Genomic DNA, 23,052 nt, shown 5'->3' on the forward strand with positions numbered 1-23,052 from the left:
GATATGGACAATATAGTAAAAATAACCGGATCCAAATCAGGAATCATATTGAGACTGGATCCGGAGGCAGATTGGGACAGCATCGTAAAAGATGTGGCGGAGAAGTTTAAGTCCTCCGCACAGTTCTGGGGGGATGCCAAGAAAGCAATTGCATTTCAGGGGCGCGAGCTCGATGAGAAGCAGCAGGATGAAATCCTTGCAACGATTCAGGATAACTGTGAGCTTCAGATCGTGTGCGTGCTTGATGAGAATCCGGAGAGAGAGGCTGCCTTTGCAAAGGCTCTCCAGCAGGAGAAATCAGGAAGTGCGTCTGCGGTGGCAGAGAAAACTGCAGCCAATATGCTTCAGAACGATAATGGCACCGGTTTCTTTTTCAAGGGAAATCTTCGTTCCGGTCAGGTGCTGGATGTTGAGACGAGCATTATCATTCTGGGAGATGTCAATAACGGTGCAAAGGTGATCTCCAAGGGAAATGTGATCATTCTCGGATCCCTGAAGGGAAATGTTTTTGCCGGTTCTGCTGGAAATGTTGACGCATTTGTGATAGCCTTAGATATGAAACCGGTACAGATACGTATTGCGGACACGATCGCAAGATCGCCGGACGAGTCTCCGCGCCGTTCCAAGACGAAGGAGACCAGAATAGCATTTTGGGAGGATGGCAATATTTATATTGAGCCGCTTGACAAGGATGTTATGAGTGACATACGTCTGTCATAACACATGAGAGACGGTATTATTTGGAAATGTAACTGCAGACTGGCAGTGCATCATAGACTAACACTTTAAAATTAGGAGGAAATAAAAATGGGAGAGGTTATTGTAATCACATCCGGAAAAGGCGGCGTTGGTAAGACAACGACCACAGCCAATGTTGGAACCGGACTTGCCATGATGGGAAAGAAGGTTGTTCTGATCGATACAGATATAGGACTTCGTAATCTTGACGTGATCATGGGATTAGAGAATCGTATCGTTTACAATCTGGTTGACGTTGTGGAAAATAACTGCCGCATTAAGCAGGCTCTGATCAAGGATAAGCGTTACCCGAACCTTTATCTGCTGCCATCTGCACAGACAAAGGACAAGACCGCAGTAACACCGGAGCAGATGAAGAAGCTGGCGGATGAATTAAAGGAAGAGTTTGATTACATACTGATGGATTGTCCGGCAGGAATCGAGCAGGGATTCAAGAACGCCATTGCCGGTGCTGACCGTGCTCTGGTCGTAACAACACCGGAGGTATCCGCTGTCCGTGATGCAGATCGTATCATCGGTCTTCTCGAGGCCAATGAGATCGGACAGACACATCTTATTGTAAACCGTCTTCGTGTTGATATGGTAAAGAGCGGCGATATGATGTCCAGCGATGATGTTGTGGACATTCTGGCGGTTGATCTGATCGGTGTAGTTCCGGATGATGAACATATCGTTATTTCTGCCAATAACGGTGAGCCGCTTGTAGGCTCTGACTGCATGGCAGGACAGGCTTATATGAATATTTGTAAGCGAATCATCGGTGAGCAGGTAGATTTTACGGATTTTGACGCTAAGAAGGGATTATTCCAGAAGCTGGCAGCTATATTAAAGAAATAAGTTTCATATTCAATAAACAGGATAAATTCGCTGTCTGCCGGGTGTTCCGGTCTGTCAGCGTAGATGGAGGTTTGGAATGGGTTTTTTCTCAAATTTTTTTAAGAGTGACGTAAAGAGCGGAGAAACCGCTAAGAATCGTCTGAAGGTAGCCATCACCTCTGATCGGGCAGTATGCTCGCCGGAAATCATGGAACAGATGAAGAACGAGATCATTCAGGTTATTTCAAAGTATGTGGAGATTGATGTGGATGGTCTTGATATCAAAGTGAAGCAGATGGAGCTTGAGGATGGTTCAACACCGGTGAATGCGGTTATGGCGAATATCCCGATCAAGGGTTCCAGAAATTTTAGAAGATCACAGCAGCATTGAGAGGAAGTAGACATACATGTTAAACAGATTAAAGCAATATGATTGGCGCAATTTTAACTATTCTCTGGTCATCATTGTTGTAATTTTGTGTCTGGTTAGCGCATTTACTTTGAAGCTGGCAGGCGGCGTAGAAAAGGGAGCCGGCTATATGAGAGGGCAGCTCATAGGTATGGTAATGGGGTTATTTATAGTTGCTTTTTTGTCGGTCCTGGATTATCATTTTATATGTAGATTTGTCGCGATCTATTTTGTGTTTGGTGTTGTTCTGGTTCTTCTGACGAAGATCCCGGGCATCGGAACGGATCTTGATACCGGGTCGACCAGATGGATCCGTATCGGGAGTCTGACCTTTCAGCCGTCAGAGCTTCTCAAAATCATATTTATCCTGACGCTGGCTACGTTGTTTTGCAAGATCAGGAAGCAGTTAGATCAGTTTAAGGCGGTCATATGGATCGTGCTTATAACCCTTCCGGCGTTTGGCGCGATCGTGATACAGCCGGATCTGTCATCAAGTCTTGTTATTTTGTTTGTGATGGCGGTCATGACATTTGTGGCAGGTCTTTCCTACCGTGTGTTGGTGCCGATCATTTCTATCGGACTTCCGGTGACGCTGATTCTGTACTGGTATGTGCAGCAGCCCCACAATCTGTTGCTACAGGGATATCAGTATGACCGTGTCTTTGCGTTCAAGAATCAGGATTCTACCGTGAAGCGTATTGTCGATCTGAACAGACAGCAGAAGTCCTCAGTCAATGCAATCGCAGAAGGTGGATTGTATGGCAAGTTTTTGAAGGATGGTGCGAGAGCCGGCAGTTCAAGAGCATATTCCAGTGTATCGATCCGGGAGAGTGATTTTATCTGGAGCGTTATTTCAGAGGAATTTGGTTTTCTGGGATGCTGTCTTGTATTGCTTTTGTTTGGCATTTTGATCTTTAAGTGTTTCCGTGTGGCAAGCAAGGCACAGGATTTTCTGGGAATGTTGATCGCGGTTGGGGTGTCTGCGATGTTTATGTTCCAGGTGTTTAGCAATATTTGCGTTGTGACATTTCTTTTTCCGAATACCGGTCTGCCGCTGCCGTTCTTAAGTAACGGTTTGAGTTCAATGATGTCATCGATGATCGGTATAGGGCTTGTTATCAATATAGGCATACAGCCTGCCAAAACGAAAAAGGGTGGTTTTACCATGCGAAAGGCTTATTCAGATATGGACGATGTTGACATCGATTTCAGTTTGTAGCATATTTTACAGGAGAAGGCAGAAAAATTATTTGGAGGGGTGAACAAATGAACATTGGATTGATTGCACATGATGCAAAGAAAATATTGATGCAGAATTTCACGATCGCGTATCGCGGGATTCTGAGCAAGCATGAGATTTATGCTACCGGTACGACCGGACGTCTGATCGAGGAAGTGACGAATCTGACGGTGCATAAGTATCTTGCGGGTCATCTGGGAGGAGAACAGCAGCTTGCATCCCAGATCGAGCATAATCAGATTGATATGGTGATCTTTCTGAGAGATCCGCAGTCACCAAAGTCCCATGAGCCGGATGTGATGAATGTGATCCATCTTTGCGATACCTACAACATTCCGTTTGCAACCAATCTGGCAACGGCAGAGCTGTTGGTAAAGGCTCTGGAGCATGGAGATCTTGAGTGGCGCGAAGTCATTAAAAAAGAAGAGGAATAGTTCTGTGAATAGAAAAAGATACAACAAATCCGGAATCAAGGGAATACCTGCTGTGTGTGTTATTCTGACGATGCTTGTCTGTTGTGGGATCATGGCAGGCTGCAGTGTAGATACTGTTCCGGTATCAGATACTCAGACAGCGTATCAGGGAGAGGCAGACAGTACGGATACCGCCTCCTCACAGGAGGAAGGATATCTGTCAAAGGATATCTGTGTTATCCCCAAGAAAAAGAATATTGCTACGGATGCGGCGATCACGGCAGATGCAGCACTGCTGATCGATGATACCCGCAATAAGGCACTTTATGCCCAGAATATTTATGCCAGTGAGTATCCGGCAAGTGTTTCCAAGATTGCAACGGCACTGATGACATTTAAGTATGCGAAATTCGATGATACGGTGACGATCAGCTATAATGCATCCCATGTGACAGAACCCGGCGCCAGATTATGCGGCTTTAAAGAAGGCGATAAAATTTCCGTGAAGGATCTTTTATACGGTATGATGGTGTATTCCGGCAATGATGCGGCGGTTGCGCTCGCAGAGCATATTTCCGGTTCTGAGACGGATTTTGCGGCTGAGATGAATCAGGAGATGGTGGCGATCGGAGCCAGCGGAACCCATTTTGTCAATGCGAGCGGTCTTCATGATGATCAGCATTATACGACAGCGTATGATCTTTATCTGATTTTTCATGAGCTGTTAAAATACGACGATTTTAAAGAGCTTTTACAGTGTACGAAGTATACTGCCGAATGGACGGATGCACAGGGCAAGAAGCAGAGTCTTGATATCACGTCAACCGATCCTTATCTGACCGGGTCCAGGCAGGCACCGAAACCGCTTACGGTGATCGGAGGGAAGAGCGGAACTACGATCAAGGCGGGTTCCTGTCTGATCATGTATTCGCAGGACAAAAAGAACCGGGATTATATTTCAGTGATTTTGAAGGCAGATTCATCATATTCCATGTATACACAGATGAATCATATGCTTGAATATGTAAAGAGAGGAAAATGATCCTCTCTTTTTCAGTGCATTGAAAAGTGACGTAACGCAGCGAAATGCCATCGGGAATTGCAAAGCAATTCCTGAAAATTAAAACATTTGTTTGGCTTTTTTACATTGCGGAGCGGATCCGGCCGAAGTAACTGAGGGCATATAAACCGCTAAGTCCCACCGCTGCGTAGATGATCCTTGAAAACATACTCATATTTCCGAAGATCACGCGGACAAGATCGAACTGGAAAAATCCGATAAGCCCCCAGTTTACAGCACCGATGATGATGAGTACAAGGATAATATAATCTAATGTTTTCATAAAACACCATGCCTTTCTGTATCCGATTAATGATACATCCATAGCATTCCCATGTCGTAGAAATTCTATGCACTTATCTTGTCAAAATCAGAAAAAAAAGCTATAATAAAAAGGTTAAAACAGCCAGATTCGGAAGGAGGGATTTTGTGGCAGGAAAGCGCCGTTCCGGCAATGTCGTTAAAATGAAACGCAAAAATGCAAAGTTTACAGGAGCTTTTTTGGTTCTTTTTGCCATATATGTCCTTTTTCAGGGTGTCATGTCTATGACCAGGGAAAATGTGTCGATCTACGAGGTTACCGAGAAAAAGATCGCAGACGATAATCTGGTGCGCGGGATCATCCTGCGAAACGAGAAGCTGGTCACAAGCGATCAGGAGGGATATATCAATTATTATGTTGCCGACGGAACGAAGGTGGGTGCCAGAACGAAGATCTATTCCATTGACCAGACCGGTCAGATTTATGAAAAGCTGTCCGGAACACAGACCGGAGAGGTCAAGCTGACCTCGCAGAACACCAGCGATATCCGCAGTGAGATTGCTGCGTACCGTGCAGCATACAGTACCTCGCATTTTGAAGAAATCTACAGCTTCAAATATAATCTTGATAACACGATCTCGGAGCTGACCAATGCAAGGCTTTTAGACAATGTAACACAGATCTTAAAGGAGCAGGGCTCACAGGGGTCTTTTCAGTTTGGAAGTGCCGGCGAGAGTGGGATCATTTCTTATACATCGGACGGGCTGGAGGCTCTTGACATGAATCATATCACGTCGAAGACCTTTGAGAGTACGTCAGATGAGACCAAGCAGCTACGTCAGACAGAATCAGTCAAAGCGGGGACGCCGATCTATCGTCTTGTGACGAATGAGAGCTGGTCGGTTGTGTTTCCGTTATCGAAGGAGCAGTTCAAAAATATCCAGCAGGATAAGACCGTCACGGTGACGCTGAAGAAGATCCAGGCAAAGGTGACACCGCAGGTAACCACGTTTACCATGGATGGCGGGTATTATGCCCGGATAGATCTGAAGCGTTATATGATCCAGTATATCAACAACCGTTATATTGATCTGGAGATCAAAATGAACGATGAGGCGGGATTGAAGATTCCACGGTCTTCCATTTTGAAGAAGAAGTTTTATAAGATCCCGGAAGAGTATGTGGTGAATACACAGAAGGGAGAGGGTGTCCTTGCGGTAACCTACAAAAAGGACGGGACACCGGAGTATACCGCCCGGTATCCACAGATTTTAAAGATTACCGCGAAGGTAAAGAACAGTGACGGCGAGATGGTTGATGAGACAACCTGTTATATTTCGGCAGATGCATTTGATGCCGGTTCCGAGATTGCGGATGATACCGCAGGAACCAACAGCTTGCGCTGACGGAGCTTGCAGAGCTAGACGGCGTGTATTGTTGTAACAAGGGATATTGCGAATTTCGCCCGATCCAGATCGCTTATCAGAATAATGAATACAGCATCATCAAGAAGGATACTTCCGGCGGATTGTCGGCGTATGATCACATTATTCTGGATCCTAAGGTGATCCGAGAGGACGACATCATATATTGATACTACATTGGGAAAGGACGAATTACCATGATCAAAGATAATTTACAAAATGTCGAAGAAAATATCCGGCAGGCATGTTTACGTTCCGGAAGGGATGTTTCCGAGGTGACACTGATCAGTGTCAGTAAGACCAAGCCGGTAGAAATGATACAGGAGGCATATGAATACGGAAAGCGCGAGTTCGGTGAGAACAAGGCGCAGGAGCTTAAGGAGAAGTATGAGGTGCTGCCAAAGGATATTAAATGGCATTTTATCGGTCATCTTCAGACCAATAAGATCAAATATATCATCGGAAGAACCTGCCTGATCCATTCGGTTGATTCCCTGCATCTGGCAGAGGCAATCGAGAAGGAATGCGTAAAGCGCAATACCCATGTAGATATTCTGGTGGAGGTCAATGTGGCACAGGAGGCATCCAAATTCGGTCTCAAGCTGGAGGATACACTCGAGCTTGTCCGTCAGATTTCAAAACTGGAGCATCTGCATATTCGCGGATTGATGACGATAGCGCCTTTTGTCGAAGATCCGGAAGAAAATCGCAGTATTTTTCGTCAATTAAAGCAATTGTCGGTTGACATTGGAGCTAAAAACATTGATAATGTTGATATGAGTGTTCTTTCTATGGGAATGACAGGTGACTATCAGGTTGCCGTAGAGGAAGGTGCGACACATGTTCGTGTCGGCACAGGAATTTTCGGAGAGAGAAATTACGATATAAAATAGATGTGAGAGACATCGGGAGGTAAAGTTATGGCGAATCCATTAGGAAATCTGTTACAGTTATTGAGACTCGGAGACGATGAGGACTATGATGACGATTACTATGAGGATGATTTCGAGGACGATATCGATGAGGAGGAAGAGAGAAGTCTTCTGGCGGAAGAGCAGAGACGTCAGAAACGTTCTGAGCGAAAGAGCAGTCGTCGTTCCGGTTATGATGAGGAGGAAGGGGAGTCCCGTCAGCCGGCGCCGGAGCCAAGAAGAACTTCTGTACGTACAGCATCCAATAAGGTAGTTCCGATCCGGACAACTGCCAGGGGGTTAGAGGTATGCATCTGCAAGCCGAAGAATTTTGGGGATTCAACGGATGCGTGTGAGATGCTTCTTCAGGGGCGTGCTGTTGTGGTCAATCTTGAAGGAATTGACATTATGGAAGCACAGAGGATCATGGATTTCATCTCAGGATGCATTTTTGCAATTTCCGGTAAAATGCACCAGATCTCAAGATATATCTTTATATTCTCTCCGGAAAATGTTGACATTTCCGGAGATTATCTGGAGCTTTCCAGAGATGATGAGTTTGGGATTCCGACACTGAACAAGGAGTTCTAAGATGCGGCTGGTTTTTTATACCTTTCAATGTTTTTTCATTGTGCTGGATGTCATCGTTTTGTTGTATCTGCTTCGCAACATTCTTGTAATGATGCCGTTTGGCAGCAGCATTGTTCGGCTGATCGCCGTTCTAATGACACCCATGTGGTATCCGATGCAGTGGCTGGTGAAGCATTCAATCCTGTGCACTGCAAAGTTTGATCTATGTCCGTATCTTTTGATCATAATACTGACTTATTTACAGGAACTTTGTTCCTGTTTCGTATAGGTAAGTGCTCGTAATGTAGCGGAAAACAAGGGTAAAATGATGATTTTGCCATTTATATGAACATTTTATAATTTTCAGAGGAGGTAAATTGTATGCTTACACCGATTGACATTCAAAATCATGTACTGAAATCCACTATGGGAGGATACAACAAAAAGGAGACAGACGATTTTATTGAATCAATTCAGGTCAGCTATGAACAGCTTTATAAGGAGAATAGCGATCTCAAAAAGAAAATCACGACGCTGAGTGAGGGTATCCAGTATTATAAGCAGATGGAGGGGACATTGCAGAAAACACTGGTGCTTGCTGAGCAGACAGCATCCGAGACGCTGGAGACATCCAAGACTGCGGCAGCGCAGGTTGAGAAGGAGTCCAGAGCAAAGGCTGAGGTAATGCTGCGTGAGGCAAAATCGCGTGCAGACGGGTTAGTAGCAGATGCACAGGAAAAGGCAAATAAGCTTACAAGAGAGTCTGAGGAGCGTGCGGCTTCTCTGAAGAAGGAGTCTGAGAAAACTGCTGCCGCATTAAAGCTGGAGTCTGAGACAAAGGCAGAGACGCTGACAAAGGAATCTGAGGAGAGGGCTGCGGCTGTCACAAAGGAGGCTGAGGAGAAGGCTCAGAAGGTGACAAGCGAGGCACAGGAGAAAGCAGATACACTTGAGAAGGAGTCACAGAAGAAGGCGGACGAGCTTGTTGCAGAAGCTGAGAAGAAAGCAGACAATATCATGTATAATGCGAAGGAACGTGCAGACCGCATTATGGCAGATACAAAGCAGTCAGCGGATGAAGTGATCAAGGATACACGCGAGAAGACAGAGGAGAAATTAGCAGAGTCCGGCAAGCAGATTGCAGAGCTTACCGGTATCGTCAGAAAGCTGATGGGCTGTTATGATGAATATAACAGCAGTTTAACGATCTTCTGAATAAGCAGTTAGAGCAGTTGCAGGATGAGGATCTGAGCACAGCAGATTTAGAGGAGCTGTTAGAGTCCCAGCAGGTTAAAATGGCTGAGGAGCAGGTTGCTGCAAAGCAGAGTGTTGATGATATGGAGGAACACACCAGGGAGCTTGACCTTCCGGTTGAGGACACGGCTCCTGAGAGGAAAGAGGAAGAAAAGGCTGAGGAGACTGACATTCTTGCAGAGGGGCTTTTAAAAGAGGCAGAAGACAAGGCTTCTGAGGAGGAAACTTCAGGAGAAACTTCTTCTTTGAATATTGAGACTCCATCCGTTGATGAGGTTGCTTCCGGTATTCATGTTACAGCAGAGGAAGCAGTTGCTTCTTATACGGTACCGGAGGAGACAGAGGCAGAGAAGTCTGCAGATGATATCCAGTCCAAGTTAGAAGAGATTGATTCCATTGCCGAAGAGGCTTTAAAGGAGATGAAGCAGGAGTCATCTGAGAATCCATTTACAGCAGTAAACAACATGCTCGGAACCTCTTATGATGATTTTGTACCGGGACAGACGACAGAGACTGCCGGGGAAGCTTCTTCATCAGAGCAGGAGACAAAGGAAGCTGAAGAAACACCTGCACCGGTTGTTGCTGAGGCTGAGACGGAGAAGACGGAAGAATCTGTTGCAGACAGCACAGAGACAAAGGAGATTCCTCCGACAACAACGGATGAGCTTCCAACTGTTCAGGAGACATACGATGCAGATACCTACGTAACCAATGAGACATACTTTGGTTCTGCGGATAATATGACATATTCAATTCCGGATCCTGTTCCGGCAGCAACCACAGAGGAGTCTGTGGAGATTCAGGCTGAGCCGGTCGAGGAGGAAGAGGCAGAGAGTACACCGGTACATGAGATCCCAATGCCTGACTTTAGTAAATTAGATGCTGTCAGCGAGGAACAGCCGGTTGTACCACATGCTGTTCCAATGCCTGATTTCAGCAAGCTGGATGCCAAGAAGGAAGAGCCTGATGTGAGTGCTGATCTTGATACGATTGCAGCAGAGGCGATGGCTTCCCTGAATACTGACAGCAGCAAGGAGACAACGGATGAGCTTCCAACTGTTCAGGAGACATATGACACAGACACCTATGTAACTAATGAGACATACTTTGGTTCTGCAGATAATATGACATATTCAATTCCGGATCCGGCACCAAAGACAGAAGAGTCTGCGGAGGATGATTTCGCTGCAGGGATCAGCGGTGTAGATCCAACAGCAAACGGAACAATTCCACAGGCACCGGGTGAGCTTTTTACCGCACCAAGTGAGTTTGATAATGTTCCGGCCGCAGACGATGAATTTGCAGTAACCAAGCCGGAGGATCCTGCTTCTGAGGTTATGCCGGAGGAGACAAAGAGTGTGAGTCCATTTACAATGATTGATGCAGAGGAATAATACAGATTGGATGAAATATTTCGGCTGCTAATAATTACTGCCAGACCAGATGCAGTTTCCGCTTTGGTTTGGCAGTTTTTTTCGGAAAGGAATTTATAAATATGAAGAAGTATATCAAAGGTATTTTGCTGTTTCTTATACTGTTTGGAATCGACCAGTGGACCAAAAATGCGGCAACTATATATTTAAAGGGACAGGAGACTAAGAAGGTGTTGGGAGATTTCTTTGTGCTTCGTTACCTGAAAAATTACGGTGCTGCATTTGGCATTTTACAAAATAAACAGATATTTCTGATCCTGTTGACTGCTGTGATCTTGGTAATGATCCTGTATGTGTATATTAAGACGCCGGACACACCGCATTATCGTCTGATCCGTATATTCAGCATTATGCTTGCTGCAGGTGCAATGGGAAATATGTATGACCGCTTTGCGCATCGCTACGTCATTGATTTTCTGTATGCAAAGGTGATCGATTTTCCAATCTTTAATGTGGCGGACTGCTACGTTGTTGTATCTGCGGTGGTTCTTGCCATGCTGATCGGATTTTATTATCAGGAAGAGGATATGGCGGTCTACAAATTTGGCGGGAAAAAAGAAAAAGAAAGCAGTAGTCTGTAACATTACCGGAAATAATGAGAAAAAGTCAGTCTATATATTTGCAGTAAATGATGAGGAAGAAAATGACAGAAGAACGATATGAATTTACAGTTGCTCCGGAAGAGGAGGGAAGACGTCTGGATGCATATCTGGCACAGAAGCTGCCGGATTACTCCAGATCATTCCTACAGAAGAATATTAAAAGCAAAGCAGTTTTGATCAACGGGAAGGCAGCGAAAGCAAGCTATAAGGTGATGGGACAGGATCAGATCGTGTTTGAGGCACCGGAACCGGTAGAGCCTGCGATTGTACCCGAGAATATTCCACTTGATATTTTATACGAGGATGACGATGTGATCGTGATCAATAAACCCAAACAGGTGGTGGTGCATCCGGCACCGGGACATTATACCGGAACAATCGTTAATGCATTAATGTATCACTGTAAGGATTCCCTTTCAGGGATCAATGGCGTTATGCGTCCGGGAATCGTGCATCGTATCGATCAGGACACAACCGGTGTGATCGTTGCCTGCAAAAACGATTATGCACATCAGTGCATTGCAGAACAGCTTAAGGAACATTCGATCACGCGAAGGTATCATGCAATCGTACTCGGATCCCTTGCAGAAGATGGTACCGTAGAGGGGAAGATCGGTCGTCATCCGGTTGACCGCAAGAAGATGGCGATCAATGAAAAAAACGGCAAAGAAGCCGTCACACATTATCATATTCTGGATGAACTCAATGGCAAATACACTTATGTGGAATGCCAGCTTGAGACGGGACGCACGCATCAGATCCGTGTGCATATGGCAAGCATTGGTCATCCGATTCTGGGAGATCAGGTATATGGTCCGCAAAAGTGTCCGTTCCGGTTGACAGGTCAGACCCTGCATGCAAAGGTTCTTGGCTTTATTCATCCAAGAACGAAGGAGTATATGGAATTTGAGGCACCGCTGCCGGAGTATTTTGAAAAGCTTGTAACACAGCTTTCTGCAAAAAAGAACATATGATATTTTTCGGATGATGAAGCTGCGAGCAAATCAGACCTCTCTGTACTTACGTGATCTACACATGTAGAACGGGCCTGAAAAGTGATATAAGCGACATATATGGTTGATTAAAATAGTTTTGTTGGCACTGTAAAATAATAATTTATCATGTGCATATTCAAATCTGGAATGATGCATATTAACATAATTCTACATCTGTAGCATGTTTGTAATACAACAGTAAGACAAAATACAAATTCGAAAATCGATATCGCTTGGTGTAAATAAAATGTAATATACTTAATTTTTGTGCAAAGTGAATTAAAATGCATGTAATTTTTTAGACATATTCCCGTTGACGAAAGACTTCTAAGTGAGTAGAATAAAAGCAGACTGGGTATGATTGGAATGACATAGCTGTAGAATGCAATTGCAAAATGAGAACACAATTGTAGAAAACGTGTACCCTTTTTCTGTTAATGACATTATTATGGGGGTTACTTTGAAACTGGAGGATAATTCATGAAAGAGATACGTTTACATGAAGGTGAATTAAATGTTATGGAGCTTTTATGGTCTAATAAGGCACTGGCTGCCAGAGATATTTCCAAGATCATCAAGGAATATATCGGCTGGGAAAAAAACACAACCTATACGGTGATCAAACGTCTGATTGATAAAGGCGCAATCACCAGAGAAGATCCGGGCTTTATCTGTCGTGCCAATATTACAAAGAGAAAGATTCAGGAAATTGAAACAAAGGCATTGCTGAATCAGATGTATAACGGATCGTTGGAGAACTTTATTCAGTCATATCTTGCAAATCAGAAGTTTAGCGAGTCAGAACGCAACGAACTTCAAAAGCTTTTATCCGGGCAGGGCAGATAGTAGTATCTGTCTTTTTTAAATCACTCTCTTGGATAAACTCCAGTTTTTCAAATAGAGCTTGCCGGTTTAAGCCCAATATGATACAATATGGCTACGGCGTTATTATTTTAATAAGACTTATAAGGAGTTGTTATTTATGGGAACATCCAACGTACAGACATATCATCAGAGTACATCGAATCAGAATACTGTGAAGCTGCGCGAGCTGTTAAAGACAATGCCGTCTTTCTGCAGGGATTATTTTCGCGGAATTGAACCGACTACCACAGCAAAGACACGGATTGGTTACGGGTATGATATTCGTACCTTTTTCCGTTTCCTGCTGTCTGAGAATCCGTCTTTTAAGAACGCACAGATGACGGATATCTGTCTTAGTGATCTGGATCAGCTCCGGCCGGTGGATATTGAAGAATATCTGGAATATCTCAAATATTATACCTATGATGGTCAGGTGTTTACGAATGATGAACGAGGCATTAAGCGCAAGTTTGCTTCGTTAAGAAGCTTTTTTCTGTATTATCAGAAGCGGGATCTGTTGCGCCATAATCCAACGGTTGTGGTCGATATGCCTAAGCTTCATGACCGGGAAATTATCCGGCTGGATGCCGACGAAGTCAGTGATCTTTTAGAGCTTGTTGAGCATGGAGGAGATCATTTGTCCGGCATGAAAAAGGTCTATTATGAGAAAAATAAGCAGAGAAATATTGCGATTTTTACATTGTTTCTTGGAACGGGGATTCGTGTTTCGGAGTGTGTCGGACTTGATATTGAGGATGTTGATTTTAAGAATAACCGTATCCGGATCATTCGGAAAGGCGGCAAGGAGGAATATGTTTATTTTGGCGAGGAGGTTGCCACTGCGTTGAAAAGCTATATTACTGAGGAACGTGTTCACGTTAAGCCCAGGGAAGGTCATGAACATGCCCTCTTCTATTCGATACAGAAGAGACGCATCAGTGTGCAGGCGATCGAAAATCTGGTGAATGAATATACTTCTCAGATCACTTCTTTTAAGCATATTACACCGCATAGCTGCGCAGTACCTATGGCACGGCACTTTATCAGCAGACCGGTGATATTTATCTTGTGGCAGAGGTTCTGGGGCACAATGACGTTAATACCACCAGAAAGCATTATGCGGCAATGGATGATGAACAGAAACGAAGTGCGGCTGATGCAGTGACGCTGCATAAAAACGGTGATATCTTTTATCTGCTAAAAATATCACCGTACTTCCTACCGTCCGGTAGGATATGCTTTAAATATGTCTGCAACCCCTTCGTAAATATTCTGTGCTGTCTTCTTCTGATATGCCGGAGACGTGATCTTGTTGTAATCACGGTTACCGGATATAAAGCCAAGCTCGATCAAAATGGATGGTACTGTATTGTGACGCAATACATAAAATTCAGCCTTTTTGACGCCACGGCTTGGAATAGTCAGGTTATTCTCCAGACGATCATGCATTTTCCTTGCTAACTTCTGGCTGGACAGACCAGTATCCGTGACTCGGTTGTTACTTTTTGCATAATAGACCTCCATGCCGTTGGCAGAACGATTGGAGGCACTGTTCATATGGAGACTGACAAACAGATCCGCATCCACCTCTGCTGCAAATCGGGCGCGTTCCGACAGAGATATAAATTTGTCATTGTAACGGGACCAGTATGCTTTTACGCTGGAGGAGGGACTGTCAAAATATTTTCTGGCAAGTGTATAAATGATCTTGAAATTAATCGCTTTTTCTTTGGAACCACGGTTTGTTGCACCGAAGTCTTTACCGCCGTGTCCCGGATCAAGAACGACAATATTTTTATAAATTTTACGGGGACGATCTATTGTGACGAAAAGATAATCGCCCTGTCTGGTATACTTATAGCCCTGCAGCTTGGAGGTACTTACCGTAATCTTCGTATTGCTGCCACTCTGAGTTACTTTAACGCCGGTGATCACCGGATTCTTCCGTATGATCGGATACTGGTCATACAGGCTTTTGTGCTTGCCTGGAATCTGGAGAACAAACTTGTGGTTGTAATAATAATCGGTATCTATGATCTGTTCCATTGTGACTCCCTCCGGCAAACGGATACGCAGAGAATACGATGACTTGGAGAAGGTAATGGAAAATCCAACATCCTCTGTCTCGACGGAGATCATGCACTCGGGCTGATATGTTACCGTCACGGTTGTATTGTTGGAATCGGAGGTGACGGATATCGTTTTGACATAAGTAGAATTCGTGAGTGCAGGTATCTGCTCTCCTACTGCATTGTATGTGTTTGGAAAGACGAGAGTCAGGATTCCCTTTTCTTCATCGGCGTTCCAGGTCAGCTTGTCCGTATCTGATGAATAATCAGTATACAGCGACAATACCTGTTGACTGTCATCGGTATCTTCCAGATAAACAGTATTCAGTGCGGCATCATAATGCTTGCGGTCATATTCGTCCGGAACGATATCAATATCCAGTAATACGCCGTTCTGATCGGCACTGTCATATTCTACACCTTCCAGATCATCGGAATCAGTTTCAATCTCCGCAGTCTCTGCAGAGACTGTATATGGATGGAGGGTCACCCCTCCGAAAAGTGCTGCTCCAAGCAGCAAATTTAAGATGATAATAAACTTACGCTTCAATGTTTCTTCCTCATTTCGTGAATTTGTACTTAATATTTATTATCAGGAAGTACCTGATGAATGTTGCGGATCGCATTGCTATGGTAACGTTGTCGTTGACCAATGTATCAACCCTTGCATCCTATTATAGTACAGAATAATTGTTACAAATTCAAGGCAGAATCAGGAAAAATCGACGCCGGATCTATAGGGGGTGATCCGGCGTCTTGATAATACGCAGATAAGAGGATATAGGGAATCCGCTTATCCTATTGCAGAGGGCGAGTTCGTTGTATATGGCACAACTCTTCTACGCATTGTGCGCGCAGATGCAGATGTCTGTTGTTCGTTCGATAATTGAACCGGCTACAGGCTGCCTTCCTCCAGAGCAGGAAGCTCGGCATCGGATGCCCATACCGGCACCAGCAAAGGATAACCTGCATAAATGGTGTCTGATGAGATAGAATTACATTTCTTAATCTCTGCAATATAATCCTTCATGGATCCGCATTCTTCTGTGTAATACTGCTTGGCGATCGACCAGATACTGTCGTCCTCTTCGACCATGACAGATACAACACGCTTCTCGCGGATATTCGCTGCCTGTGTCCTTGCAGGGGAAGCTGATATCCGGCTGATGCCGCTCATCACGAGCAGTCCCATCAGAAAAGCAATGATCATGCATGGTACGATAAATTTGTAATTCTTCATCATAAAGACCTCCATTCGAAATATCTTCTGTACTGCCGGAAAGGACTCCGGATCAGAAAATAAAAGACAAACATCTGTTCTGTGATATAAATATACCACGCGAACAAATGTTTGTCAATAGATTTTCGAACAAAAGTTCGTATTATTTGTTGCCCTGATAAAAGACTAGTAACGACGATATAAACCGGATACTGTTCCAAGGATCTCAACCTCATCAACAATGATCGGATCCATTGTGTCATTCTCAGGCTGTAAACGAAAATGACCTTTCTCCTTATAAAATGTCTTGACAGTGGCGGAGTCGTCCACCAGAGCTACGACAAGGTCTCCGTTGTGTGCCGTATTCTGCTTATGTACGATAATATGATCGCCATCGTAAATGCCGACATTGATCATGCTCTCTCCCTTGACCTTCAGCATAAATGCTTCACCGGACGGCATATCATCTGCCAGCAGAGGAAAATATCCCTCGATGTTCTGCTCTGCAAAGATAGGCTCTCCAGCGGCAACGCTTCCGATCAGAGCACATTGACAATCTCACGGCGAACAAGATTAAAGTCATCGTCAACAATCTCAATTGCACGCGGCTTCGTCGGGTCGCGGCGGATATATCCGTTCTTCTCAAGTGTCTCAAGATGAGAATGTACGGAGGAGGTTGACTTTAAATGAACCGCTTCGCAGATCTCACGGACTGCCGGTGGATAACCACGGTTTAAGATTTCTGATTTAATATATTCCAGAATTTCGGACTGCTTTGGTGATATTCTTCCTTTTTCCACGGTAGTGTTCTCCTTTTCGTTGGTTAAATGGTATAAAAGATGCAAACACAAGTTCTTTTATTTAGAATATCATATGTCAGAGTCTTTGTCAAACAGATGTTCTTAAGGTGTCAATGTTGACAGGCTTTCCGTCTGACCAGATGTGTTCAAGATCATAAAACAGGCGGTCATCACGGTTGAAAAGGTGTACCACAAGATCGCCGTAATCCATCAGGATCCAGCTGCTGTCGCGGTTTCCCTCGATCCGCTTGACGTCAAAGCCTGCCTCATGCATTTTCTCCTGTACGTTGTTGATCATCGCCTGGAGCTGTGGTTTGCTTGCGCCTCCGGCAATAATAAAATAGTCGGCAAGAATGGAAATCTCACCGATTCCGATGATCCTGATCTCTTCGCCTTTCTTTTCGTCCAATGCTTCGTATGCGGTCAGTGCCATTTTTTTAGACTGATTCATATATTCTTCCTTTCTGGGTGATGTACTGCTCTCAGGCATTTGCTGCCTCGTGCAGTTTCCGATAATATTCGTAGGCTTCCAGTGTATGATGTTCAATCTCGTTTTCCTTATCCGGATCAGACTCACCAAGGTAATCTACGGTATCCCGGAGGATCAGATAGACTGCCTCGTCCAGATCAATAAATGCCATCTGGCGGATCGCAGGAAGATGCTCGAGCAGCTTGCGGTTCGGTTCAATATAATCGGCGGTAAACACGATCTTTTCCAACAGCGTCATACCGGGGCGCCCTGTTGTGTGATACCGGATCGCTCCGGCAACCGCCGGATCGGTTATGCCGTACTTTTTGGCGGCATAACAGGCACCAAGCTTCGCATGAAGCAGATATGGCTGCTTTTTCTCGGTTTTGTTGCATACGATATTGTTCTTCTCGCACTGACGCAGCATTTCCTTGTCATCAAGGCATTTGGCGCAGTCGTGCAAAAGGCCTGCGAGTGCTGCCTGATCCAGATCGACACCATAACGCATTGCCAGCGAAATGGAGGTATACTGTACACCGATCGTATGGCGGTAACGCTTTGCGGTGATGTTTTTTTGAAGCTTCTTCTGGATCTGCTCCAGTTGTTCGTAGTTGATCATGTTGTCACACTTCCTTTGTATAAATGGTTTGTACGGATGTACTCTTCCACTGCAGGAGGAACCAGTGCACCGACCGGCTGTCCGTTCTGTACCCGATCACGGATAAGGCTGGAGCTTACCGGCATCTCCTCCATGGAAAGAAGACGGATATCCGCTTCATAACGGTGTGCAAGCTCATCTGCCCGCGCCTGCATCTGCCTGTCGGTCTCTCCATTGCGGGAAAATGCCAGAATTGTCGTAAGCTTCATGATCTGCTCCGGGTGATACCAGGTTTCCAGTTGAAAAAAAGAATCTCCGCCCATCAGAAAATAAAACCGGTCTGCCGGATATTCCCGCTGTAGCCGCTTCAGTGTCTCAGCGGTGTAAGTCGTCCCCTCATGGCGAAGTTCAAAGTCGGAGAAAATATATTGTGGTGCTCCCTGGATCGCAAGACGGATCATGTCACTTCGAAGCTCCTCTGATACAATATCCCGTGAGGACTTGTGCGGCGGATTCTTGGAGGGCATAAACCAGATCTCATCCAGAGCCATTTGCTCAAGAGCAGCAGCTGCCATGGCAAGATGGGCATTATGGATCGGATTAAAGGTGCCGCCCATTAAGCCGATCTGCTTCATTTGGAAGCTTCCCTTCTCTTCTTTTCTTTCTCCGGATTTAATTTGTATAGTACGATCTTCTTGCCGATCACCTGTACAACCTGTGAACCGGTACGCTCTGCAAGAATACGTGCAAGCTCTTTCGGATCGTCTGCACAGTTTTTGAGTACAGAGATCTTGATCAGTTCTCTGGCGTGAAGTGCATCACGGATTGCTTGTGTCATCTGTGGTGTCAGGCTCGCCTTGCCAATCTGAAAGATGCTGTCCATTGTCATTGCCTGAGACTTTAACTCTGCCCGTTCTTTACTTGTCATATTAAATACCATGCCTTTCTCTGGGGTACGCGTCTTTGAAACGTCTTTAAAGAATAAGCATACCCATAATGTTCTCACATTATTATAAACGAAGATGCCACGGTTGCCAAACATTTTTTGGAATAATCCGACATTTTGTACAATATATTATGATAATTGAATGAGATGCGAGGTTTCTTATGAAATATAGAAAAGCCTTTGCTCTGTTTCTGGCATTTATCATGTCTGCAGGCGGTATGACGGGAAATGGTGCTTCCGGTGCATCTGCAAAGCAGGCAGAAAAACAAACGCAGGATGTTCTTGAGATCACGGCACCGTCTGCTGTATTGATCGAAAACGCAGGCGGACGTATTCTGTATGAAAAGGAAAAGGATCAGGAACGCATTCCGGCGAGTATTACAAAGATCATGACGCTTTTATTGATCTTTGATGCATTAAAACAGGGGCAGATCAGTATGGAGGATATGGTTACGGTCAGTGAGTATGCCGCTTCCATGGGAGGATCACAGGTGTTTTTAGAACCCGGAGAAACACAGAGCGTTGACATGATGATCAAATGTATCAGTGTGTCCAGTGCAAATGATGCGGCGGTTGCCATGGCGGAGTTTATTGCCGGCTCCGAGCAGGCATTTGTGGACCGGATGAATCAGAAGGCAAAAGCGCTTGGCATGGAGCATACACATTTTAAGAACTGCAACGGGCTGGATGATTCGATCGAAAGCGGTCACTACAGCAGTGCCTACGATGTGGCGCTTATGTCCCGTGCGCTGATCACGTCCTACCCACAGATCAGCCGGTACTCAACCATCTGGATGGATGAGATCACGCATTCCACGAAAAAGGGAGATACGCAGTTCGGTCTGACCAACACGAATAAGCTGATCCGGACTTACCGGGGGATCACCGGATTAAAGACAGGTTCGACCTCGAAGGCAAAGTATTGTCTGTCTGCCACGGCATCCAGAGCGGGCGTAAGTCTTACGGCAGTAGTCATGGCGGCACCGGAGCCGAAGGTGCGTTTTGCAGAGGCGGCATCTCTTCTCGATTATGGTTTTGCAAACTGTACCGGTTATCTCGATCAGACTTCTACCCTGAGCTTCCGGATATTCCGGTGGAAAACGGTGTGCAGGAGGTGGCGGAGGCATATGTAGACAAGGACTTTTCTTATACCCTGTGTAAAGGGGAATACGGTGATCAGATCAAGCGCAGTATCGAATATAAAAATAACCTGACAGCGCCTGTAAAAAGGGGAGATGTGATCGGCAGAATCGTCTATTCGCTTGATGATCAGACGTTGGAGGAAATCCCAATCTACGCGGCAAAGGACATAAAAAAGGCAACCTATTCAGATGGATACGGAAAACTTCTAAAAAGATTTCTGGTTTCGTAAATGACAGGATATAATATCCCCAAAATCCAGATGTTTCGCATCTGTCGCGCATTGCGCTTTAAGATTTTACTAAAAATGCCATTGCGGAAAATGCGCTCCGGTTCAATACCGGAATGCATTGCTCTGCAATGGCTGTTATATTTTGAAAAATATGTGGTTTGTCAGTTTGCCGGTGACGCTGATGGTGTCGAACTGCTGACATAACCACTGACATCGCTGGAAGGGGTATACGTAAACTCTCCGCCTTTACCATCGTACTTAAAGACGAACTGATTGATCGCATCTGCCTGATATTCCTTCTGGATGGACAGGCAGGAGCCCACGCCGGGAACATTTCCGCCGGAGAAATACGGGTTGACAGGGATCTGAAGCTGATGGATCGTTGTAGTACCCATCATGACGACATCTTTGATATAGTTAAAGATCTGCTTGTTGGAAAGATCTGTCTTGACGTTCTGCTTCAGAACATCCTTGGCAATCTTAAGCCACTGTGACTTCGGCATCTTCTTCACCTTGCTGAAGATACTGGTAATGGCATTACGCTGACGCCAGGTACGACCGTAATCGTCAATCTGACCGTTTGGTGTGACCGGCTGGATTCCCTTGGCATATTTACGGATACGGCAGTAACCGAGAGCCTGTGCACCGTTTAAGGTGTGCTTGCCGGCTTTGACAGTACGGTACTTAGCCGGACGGATATAGTTTGTTGCATTCAGATAAGCTGCTTCGGACTCGGTCAGTTCGATCTCTACACCACCAACGTCATTGACAACTGTCTTAAAAGCATCGAAGCTGACTTCGACATAGCCGTCAAGCTGGATATTAAAATTCTGCGCGATTGTTTTATACAAAAGCTCGATGCCGCCATAGGAATTAGCTGCATTAAGCTTGTTATTGCCATGTCCCGGAATCTCAACCAGCATATCACGCATCAGTGTCGTAAGCTTTAAGGTGCCATGCTTCATATCAAGCGTAGCGATCAGCATGGTATCGGTCAGTCCTCCGGCAGAATAACCGGATTCCTTTCGGTAGTCATTGCCGACCAGCAGGATATTGACAATGTTATTATCGGAATTTACATGGATGCCGGAAAGATCAACCTTGGAAAAGGATGTATCATAATCTCTCTGAACAACATCTAAAGTGTCTATTACGGCAACCTGTCCTTTGGCAGCAACAAATCCAAGTGCTCCGCTTACGATCAGTGCAACCACATAAAGTACTCTTTTAACCCACATTATGGTAACCTCTCATTTATCTTATAGTTTTACAATAAATACCTATACATTTTACATGAAAGCTGTGGATTATGCAATAGAAAAAAGCCAGTCGTTTTAAGATAAGCGGCTGGCTGATTTATTCGGTATTCCTCTGAGTAAAGATCTCTGCGTGAACCTGCGATTACAGAAAGTGGATCCTATAAAGTTCTAAGAGGATTTACTGCGGTGCGGCAGTGCTTCCGCCGTATGTGTACTCCTGCCCCGGTGTACCCTTATACTTGAAAATGAAGTCCTTTAAGGCAGCGGTATTGGTGGTCATATCCGGTAAGATCACAGAACCGAGGTTTGTTGTAGAACCCGGAGCCTGATAATTCGCCTGTGTCGTAAAATAACCGTCCATTGGGATCTGCAGCTGGTAGATCTCCATCGTACCCATCATGACAACATCTTTCATATAACCGATGATATCCTGGCTGTTTAAGTCTGTGGTGACATACTTGCTGAGGATGGTCTGAGCCATATCCATCAGCTTTGGCAAAGAGGTTCCCTTGGCCTTGTTAAAGATTGCATTGATCACGTTACGTTGACGCCAGGTACGACCGTAATCGTCCATTTTGCCGTTTGGCGTAACCGGAGTGATTCCCTTGGCCTGCTTACGGATACGGCTGTAACCAAGTGCCTGTGCACCATTTAAGATGTGTGTACCGGCTTTGACATTGCGGTACTTTGCAGGACGGATATAGTTCGTTGCATTCAGATACGCAGCCTCTGACTCGGTCAGTTCAATCTCTACACCACCGACAGCGTTGACAATCGCCTTTACGGCATCAAATCCAACCTCGACATAACCGTCAAGTTTGATGTTATAGTTCTGGGCGATGGTCTTATAAAGAAGTGTCGGACCATCCTCTCCGTATCCGAAGCAGGAGTTAAGACGGTTCTGACCGTGCCCCGGTATATCAACGACCTGATCACGAAGCAGAGAGGTAAGCTTTAAGTTCTTATGCTTCTTATCAAGGGTGGCGATCATCATAACGTCCGGAAGACCTGCAGCGGAATAGCCGGATTCTTTTCGATAATCGTTTCCGATGATCAGAATATTGACGATGTTATTATCGCTTTTATAGTTGCCCTTCGGAAGCTTTACCTGCTTAAAAGCATTGTCCTTATTCTGATTCACGGAACTGAATACGATCTGAGTACGTGCGATCCAGAAGCCTGCAAATACACTGACACACAGTGCCAGCACAAAGAGGATTTTGGAAACAATTTTTCTATTTTTTTTCTTTTTTGTTTTCTTCATTTTAATAAATCCTTCCTGAATATGTAACTTGTCAACGCAACATA

At 45.0% G+C, this 23,052-nt stretch carries 27 protein-coding genes and 2 pseudogenes; 19 read left to right on the top strand and 10 right to left on the bottom strand.

What is annotated here, in order from left to right:
• Positions 1-3: 3 nt before the first annotated feature.
• The 6 genes from minC (at position 4) to DXA20_RS04700 (ending at position 4,679) form a co-directional block, all read left to right on the top strand.
• Positions 4-720 (top strand): septum site-determining protein MinC, encoded by a 717-nt coding sequence (gene minC, locus DXA20_RS04675; protein ID WP_118559481.1) that lies wholly within the window; start codon positions 4-6, stop codon positions 718-720.
• An 87-nt stretch (positions 721-807) separates the two neighbouring features.
• Positions 808-1,596, top strand: coding sequence for a septum site-determining protein MinD (minD, locus tag DXA20_RS04680; protein ID WP_118559482.1), 789 nt, complete (start codon positions 808-810; stop codon positions 1,594-1,596).
• Between the two features lie 76 nt (positions 1,597-1,672).
• Positions 1,673-1,966 (top strand): cell division topological specificity factor MinE, encoded by a 294-nt coding sequence (gene minE / locus DXA20_RS04685; RefSeq protein ID WP_022306844.1) that lies wholly within the window; start codon positions 1,673-1,675, stop codon positions 1,964-1,966.
• A 16-nt stretch (positions 1,967-1,982) separates the two neighbouring features.
• The gene (locus tag DXA20_RS04690; protein ID WP_022306843.1) at positions 1,983-3,203 is read left to right on the top strand and encodes an FtsW/RodA/SpoVE family cell cycle protein; all 1,221 of its coding nucleotides are present in this window, start codon (positions 1,983-1,985) and stop codon (positions 3,201-3,203) included.
• 47 nt (positions 3,204-3,250) lie between these two features.
• On the top strand, positions 3,251-3,658 hold the full coding sequence (gene mgsA, locus DXA20_RS04695; RefSeq protein WP_022306842.1) for a methylglyoxal synthase: 408 nt from the start codon (positions 3,251-3,253) through the stop codon (positions 3,656-3,658).
• A 4-nt stretch (positions 3,659-3,662) separates the two neighbouring features.
• A complete protein-coding gene (locus DXA20_RS04700) occupies positions 3,663-4,679 on the top strand; it encodes a D-alanyl-D-alanine carboxypeptidase family protein (protein ID WP_158577137.1) in 1,017 nt (338 codons plus the stop codon).
• A 100-nt stretch (positions 4,680-4,779) separates the two neighbouring features.
• On the opposite strand, the gene DXA20_RS04705 is transcribed toward DXA20_RS04700, so the two are convergent.
• Positions 4,780-4,980, bottom strand: coding sequence for a DUF378 domain-containing protein (locus DXA20_RS04705; protein WP_118559484.1), 201 nt, complete (start codon positions 4,978-4,980; stop codon positions 4,780-4,782).
• A 146-nt stretch (positions 4,981-5,126) separates the two neighbouring features.
• Between DXA20_RS04705 and DXA20_RS04710 the strand changes: the two genes are divergently transcribed.
• From DXA20_RS04710 to DXA20_RS04755, 11 genes and pseudogenes are all read left to right on the top strand, one after another.
• Positions 5,127-6,365, top strand: coding sequence for an HlyD family efflux transporter periplasmic adaptor subunit (locus DXA20_RS04710; protein WP_118559485.1), 1,239 nt, complete (start codon positions 5,127-5,129; stop codon positions 6,363-6,365).
• Between the two features lie 23 nt (positions 6,366-6,388).
• A complete protein-coding gene (locus tag DXA20_RS16115) occupies positions 6,389-6,553 on the top strand; it encodes a hypothetical protein (protein WP_158577138.1) in 165 nt (54 codons plus the stop codon).
• A 27-nt stretch (positions 6,554-6,580) separates the two neighbouring features.
• Positions 6,581-7,276 (top strand): YggS family pyridoxal phosphate-dependent enzyme, encoded by a 696-nt coding sequence (locus DXA20_RS04715; protein ID WP_022306838.1) that lies wholly within the window; start codon positions 6,581-6,583, stop codon positions 7,274-7,276.
• Positions 7,277-7,303: 27 nt separating this feature from the next.
• On the top strand, positions 7,304-7,885 hold the full coding sequence (locus DXA20_RS04720; RefSeq protein ID WP_022306837.1) for a cell division protein SepF: 582 nt from the start codon (positions 7,304-7,306) through the stop codon (positions 7,883-7,885).
• A gap of 1 nt (position 7,886) precedes the next feature.
• A complete protein-coding gene (locus tag DXA20_RS04725; protein WP_022306836.1) occupies positions 7,887-8,153 on the top strand; it encodes a hypothetical protein in 267 nt (88 codons plus the stop codon).
• 92 nt (positions 8,154-8,245) lie between these two features.
• Positions 8,246-9,079: a DivIVA domain-containing protein gene (locus tag DXA20_RS04730; protein WP_118559486.1), complete on the top strand. Its 834-nt coding sequence runs from the start codon at positions 8,246-8,248 to the stop codon at positions 9,077-9,079.
• Between the two features lie 17 nt (positions 9,080-9,096).
• The gene (locus DXA20_RS04735; RefSeq protein ID WP_118559487.1) at positions 9,097-10,512 is read left to right on the top strand and encodes a hypothetical protein; all 1,416 of its coding nucleotides are present in this window, start codon (positions 9,097-9,099) and stop codon (positions 10,510-10,512) included.
• A gap of 101 nt (positions 10,513-10,613) precedes the next feature.
• Positions 10,614-11,132, top strand: a complete 519-nt coding sequence (gene lspA, locus DXA20_RS04740) for a signal peptidase II (RefSeq protein WP_022306833.1) — start codon at positions 10,614-10,616, stop codon at positions 11,130-11,132.
• 62 nt (positions 11,133-11,194) lie between these two features.
• Positions 11,195-12,127, top strand: coding sequence for an RluA family pseudouridine synthase (locus DXA20_RS04745; RefSeq protein ID WP_118559488.1), 933 nt, complete (start codon positions 11,195-11,197; stop codon positions 12,125-12,127).
• A 501-nt stretch (positions 12,128-12,628) separates the two neighbouring features.
• Positions 12,629-12,994, top strand: coding sequence for a BlaI/MecI/CopY family transcriptional regulator (locus DXA20_RS04750; RefSeq protein WP_022306831.1), 366 nt, complete (start codon positions 12,629-12,631; stop codon positions 12,992-12,994).
• 136 nt (positions 12,995-13,130) lie between these two features.
• Positions 13,131-14,188, top strand: a pseudogene (locus DXA20_RS04755) (tyrosine-type recombinase/integrase); the annotation flags it as partial.
• 42 nt (positions 14,189-14,230) lie between these two features.
• Here DXA20_RS04755 and DXA20_RS04760 read toward each other — a convergent pair.
• The 7 genes and pseudogenes from DXA20_RS04760 to DXA20_RS04790 form a co-directional block, all read right to left on the bottom strand.
• Complete coding sequence (locus DXA20_RS04760) at positions 14,231-15,631, bottom strand: N-acetylmuramoyl-L-alanine amidase family protein (RefSeq protein ID WP_118559489.1); 1,401 nt, start codon at positions 15,629-15,631, stop codon at positions 14,231-14,233.
• Positions 15,632-15,976: 345 nt separating this feature from the next.
• Positions 15,977-16,324 carry a LysM peptidoglycan-binding domain-containing protein gene (locus tag DXA20_RS04765; RefSeq protein ID WP_158577139.1) on the bottom strand — a complete coding sequence of 116 codons (348 nt, stop codon included), beginning with the start codon at positions 16,322-16,324 and terminating at the stop codon, positions 15,977-15,979.
• A 162-nt stretch (positions 16,325-16,486) separates the two neighbouring features.
• Positions 16,487-17,100 (bottom strand): annotated as a pseudogene (lexA, locus tag DXA20_RS04770) (transcriptional repressor LexA).
• 88 nt (positions 17,101-17,188) lie between these two features.
• Complete coding sequence (rsfS, locus tag DXA20_RS04775; RefSeq protein WP_118559491.1) at positions 17,189-17,551, bottom strand: ribosome silencing factor; 363 nt, start codon at positions 17,549-17,551, stop codon at positions 17,189-17,191.
• A gap of 31 nt (positions 17,552-17,582) precedes the next feature.
• Positions 17,583-18,188, bottom strand: coding sequence for a bis(5'-nucleosyl)-tetraphosphatase (symmetrical) YqeK (gene yqeK, locus DXA20_RS04780; protein ID WP_118559492.1), 606 nt, complete (start codon positions 18,186-18,188; stop codon positions 17,583-17,585).
• Positions 18,185-18,802 (bottom strand): nicotinate-nucleotide adenylyltransferase, encoded by a 618-nt coding sequence (gene nadD / locus DXA20_RS04785; RefSeq protein ID WP_118559493.1) that lies wholly within the window; start codon positions 18,800-18,802, stop codon positions 18,185-18,187. The genes yqeK and nadD overlap by 4 nt, the downstream gene beginning before the upstream one ends.
• Positions 18,799-19,095 (bottom strand): YhbY family RNA-binding protein, encoded by a 297-nt coding sequence (locus DXA20_RS04790; protein ID WP_118559494.1) that lies wholly within the window; start codon positions 19,093-19,095, stop codon positions 18,799-18,801. The genes nadD and DXA20_RS04790 overlap by 4 nt, the downstream gene beginning before the upstream one ends.
• A 179-nt stretch (positions 19,096-19,274) precedes the next feature.
• Here DXA20_RS04790 and DXA20_RS04795 point away from each other — a divergent pair, with 179 nt between their 5' ends.
• Positions 19,275-20,246 carry a D-alanyl-D-alanine carboxypeptidase family protein gene (locus DXA20_RS04795; RefSeq protein WP_243100539.1) on the top strand — a complete coding sequence of 324 codons (972 nt, stop codon included), beginning with the start codon at positions 19,275-19,277 and terminating at the stop codon, positions 20,244-20,246.
• Positions 20,219-20,485: a hypothetical protein gene (locus tag DXA20_RS16120; RefSeq protein WP_158577140.1), complete on the top strand. Its 267-nt coding sequence runs from the start codon at positions 20,219-20,221 to the stop codon at positions 20,483-20,485. Before DXA20_RS04795 ends, DXA20_RS16120 begins: the two co-directional genes overlap by 28 nt.
• A gap of 161 nt (positions 20,486-20,646) precedes the next feature.
• Here the strand turns inward: DXA20_RS16120 and DXA20_RS04805 are convergent, their stop codons facing one another.
• Both DXA20_RS04805 and DXA20_RS04810 read right to left on the bottom strand, forming a co-directional pair.
• Complete coding sequence (locus tag DXA20_RS04805) at positions 20,647-21,723, bottom strand: LCP family protein (RefSeq protein WP_022307013.1); 1,077 nt, start codon at positions 21,721-21,723, stop codon at positions 20,647-20,649.
• Positions 21,724-21,922: 199 nt separating this feature from the next.
• Positions 21,923-23,008, bottom strand: a complete 1,086-nt coding sequence (locus tag DXA20_RS04810) for an LCP family protein (RefSeq protein ID WP_118559496.1) — start codon at positions 23,006-23,008, stop codon at positions 21,923-21,925.
• Positions 23,009-23,052: the final 44 nt, after the last annotated feature.

Source organism: Roseburia sp. AM59-24XD (assembly GCF_003478445.1).
Taxonomy (GTDB): domain Bacteria; phylum Bacillota; class Clostridia; order Lachnospirales; family Lachnospiraceae; genus Jutongia.

Bases quoted from the DNA above. Each gene is read 5' to 3' on its own strand.
- minC (WP_118559481.1), top strand. From the start codon at position 4: ATGGACAATATAGTAAAAATAACCGGATCCAAATCAGGAATCATATTG.
- minD (WP_118559482.1), top strand. From the start codon at position 808: ATGGGAGAGGTTATTGTAATCACATCCGGAAAAGGCGGCGTTGGTAAG.
- minE (WP_022306844.1), top strand. From the start codon at position 1,673: ATGGGTTTTTTCTCAAATTTTTTTAAGAGTGACGTAAAGAGCGGAGAA.
- DXA20_RS04690 (WP_022306843.1), top strand. From the start codon at position 1,983: ATGTTAAACAGATTAAAGCAATATGATTGGCGCAATTTTAACTATTCT.
- mgsA (WP_022306842.1), top strand. From the start codon at position 3,251: ATGAACATTGGATTGATTGCACATGATGCAAAGAAAATATTGATGCAG.
- DXA20_RS04705 (WP_118559484.1), bottom strand. From the start codon at position 4,980: ATGAAAACATTAGATTATATTATCCTTGTACTCATCATCATCGGTGCT.
- DXA20_RS04715 (WP_022306838.1), top strand. From the start codon at position 6,581: ATGATCAAAGATAATTTACAAAATGTCGAAGAAAATATCCGGCAGGCA.
- DXA20_RS04720 (WP_022306837.1), top strand. From the start codon at position 7,304: ATGGCGAATCCATTAGGAAATCTGTTACAGTTATTGAGACTCGGAGAC.
- DXA20_RS04725 (WP_022306836.1), top strand. From the start codon at position 7,887: ATGCGGCTGGTTTTTTATACCTTTCAATGTTTTTTCATTGTGCTGGAT.
- DXA20_RS04730 (WP_118559486.1), top strand. From the start codon at position 8,246: ATGCTTACACCGATTGACATTCAAAATCATGTACTGAAATCCACTATG.
- lspA (WP_022306833.1), top strand. From the start codon at position 10,614: ATGAAGAAGTATATCAAAGGTATTTTGCTGTTTCTTATACTGTTTGGA.
- DXA20_RS04745 (WP_118559488.1), top strand. From the start codon at position 11,195: ATGACAGAAGAACGATATGAATTTACAGTTGCTCCGGAAGAGGAGGGA.
- DXA20_RS04750 (WP_022306831.1), top strand. From the start codon at position 12,629: ATGAAAGAGATACGTTTACATGAAGGTGAATTAAATGTTATGGAGCTT.
- DXA20_RS04765 (WP_158577139.1), bottom strand. From the start codon at position 16,324: ATGATGAAGAATTACAAATTTATCGTACCATGCATGATCATTGCTTTT.
- rsfS (WP_118559491.1), bottom strand. From the start codon at position 17,551: ATGAATCAGTCTAAAAAAATGGCACTGACCGCATACGAAGCATTGGAC.
- yqeK (WP_118559492.1), bottom strand. From the start codon at position 18,188: ATGATCAACTACGAACAACTGGAGCAGATCCAGAAGAAGCTTCAAAAA.
- nadD (WP_118559493.1), bottom strand. From the start codon at position 18,802: ATGAAGCAGATCGGCTTAATGGGCGGCACCTTTAATCCGATCCATAAT.
- DXA20_RS04790 (WP_118559494.1), bottom strand. From the start codon at position 19,095: ATGACAAGTAAAGAACGGGCAGAGTTAAAGTCTCAGGCAATGACAATG.
- DXA20_RS04795 (WP_243100539.1), top strand. From the start codon at position 19,275: ATGAAATATAGAAAAGCCTTTGCTCTGTTTCTGGCATTTATCATGTCT.
- DXA20_RS04805 (WP_022307013.1), bottom strand. From the start codon at position 21,723: ATGTGGGTTAAAAGAGTACTTTATGTGGTTGCACTGATCGTAAGCGGA.
- DXA20_RS04810 (WP_118559496.1), bottom strand. From the start codon at position 23,008: ATGAAGAAAACAAAAAAGAAAAAAAATAGAAAAATTGTTTCCAAAATC.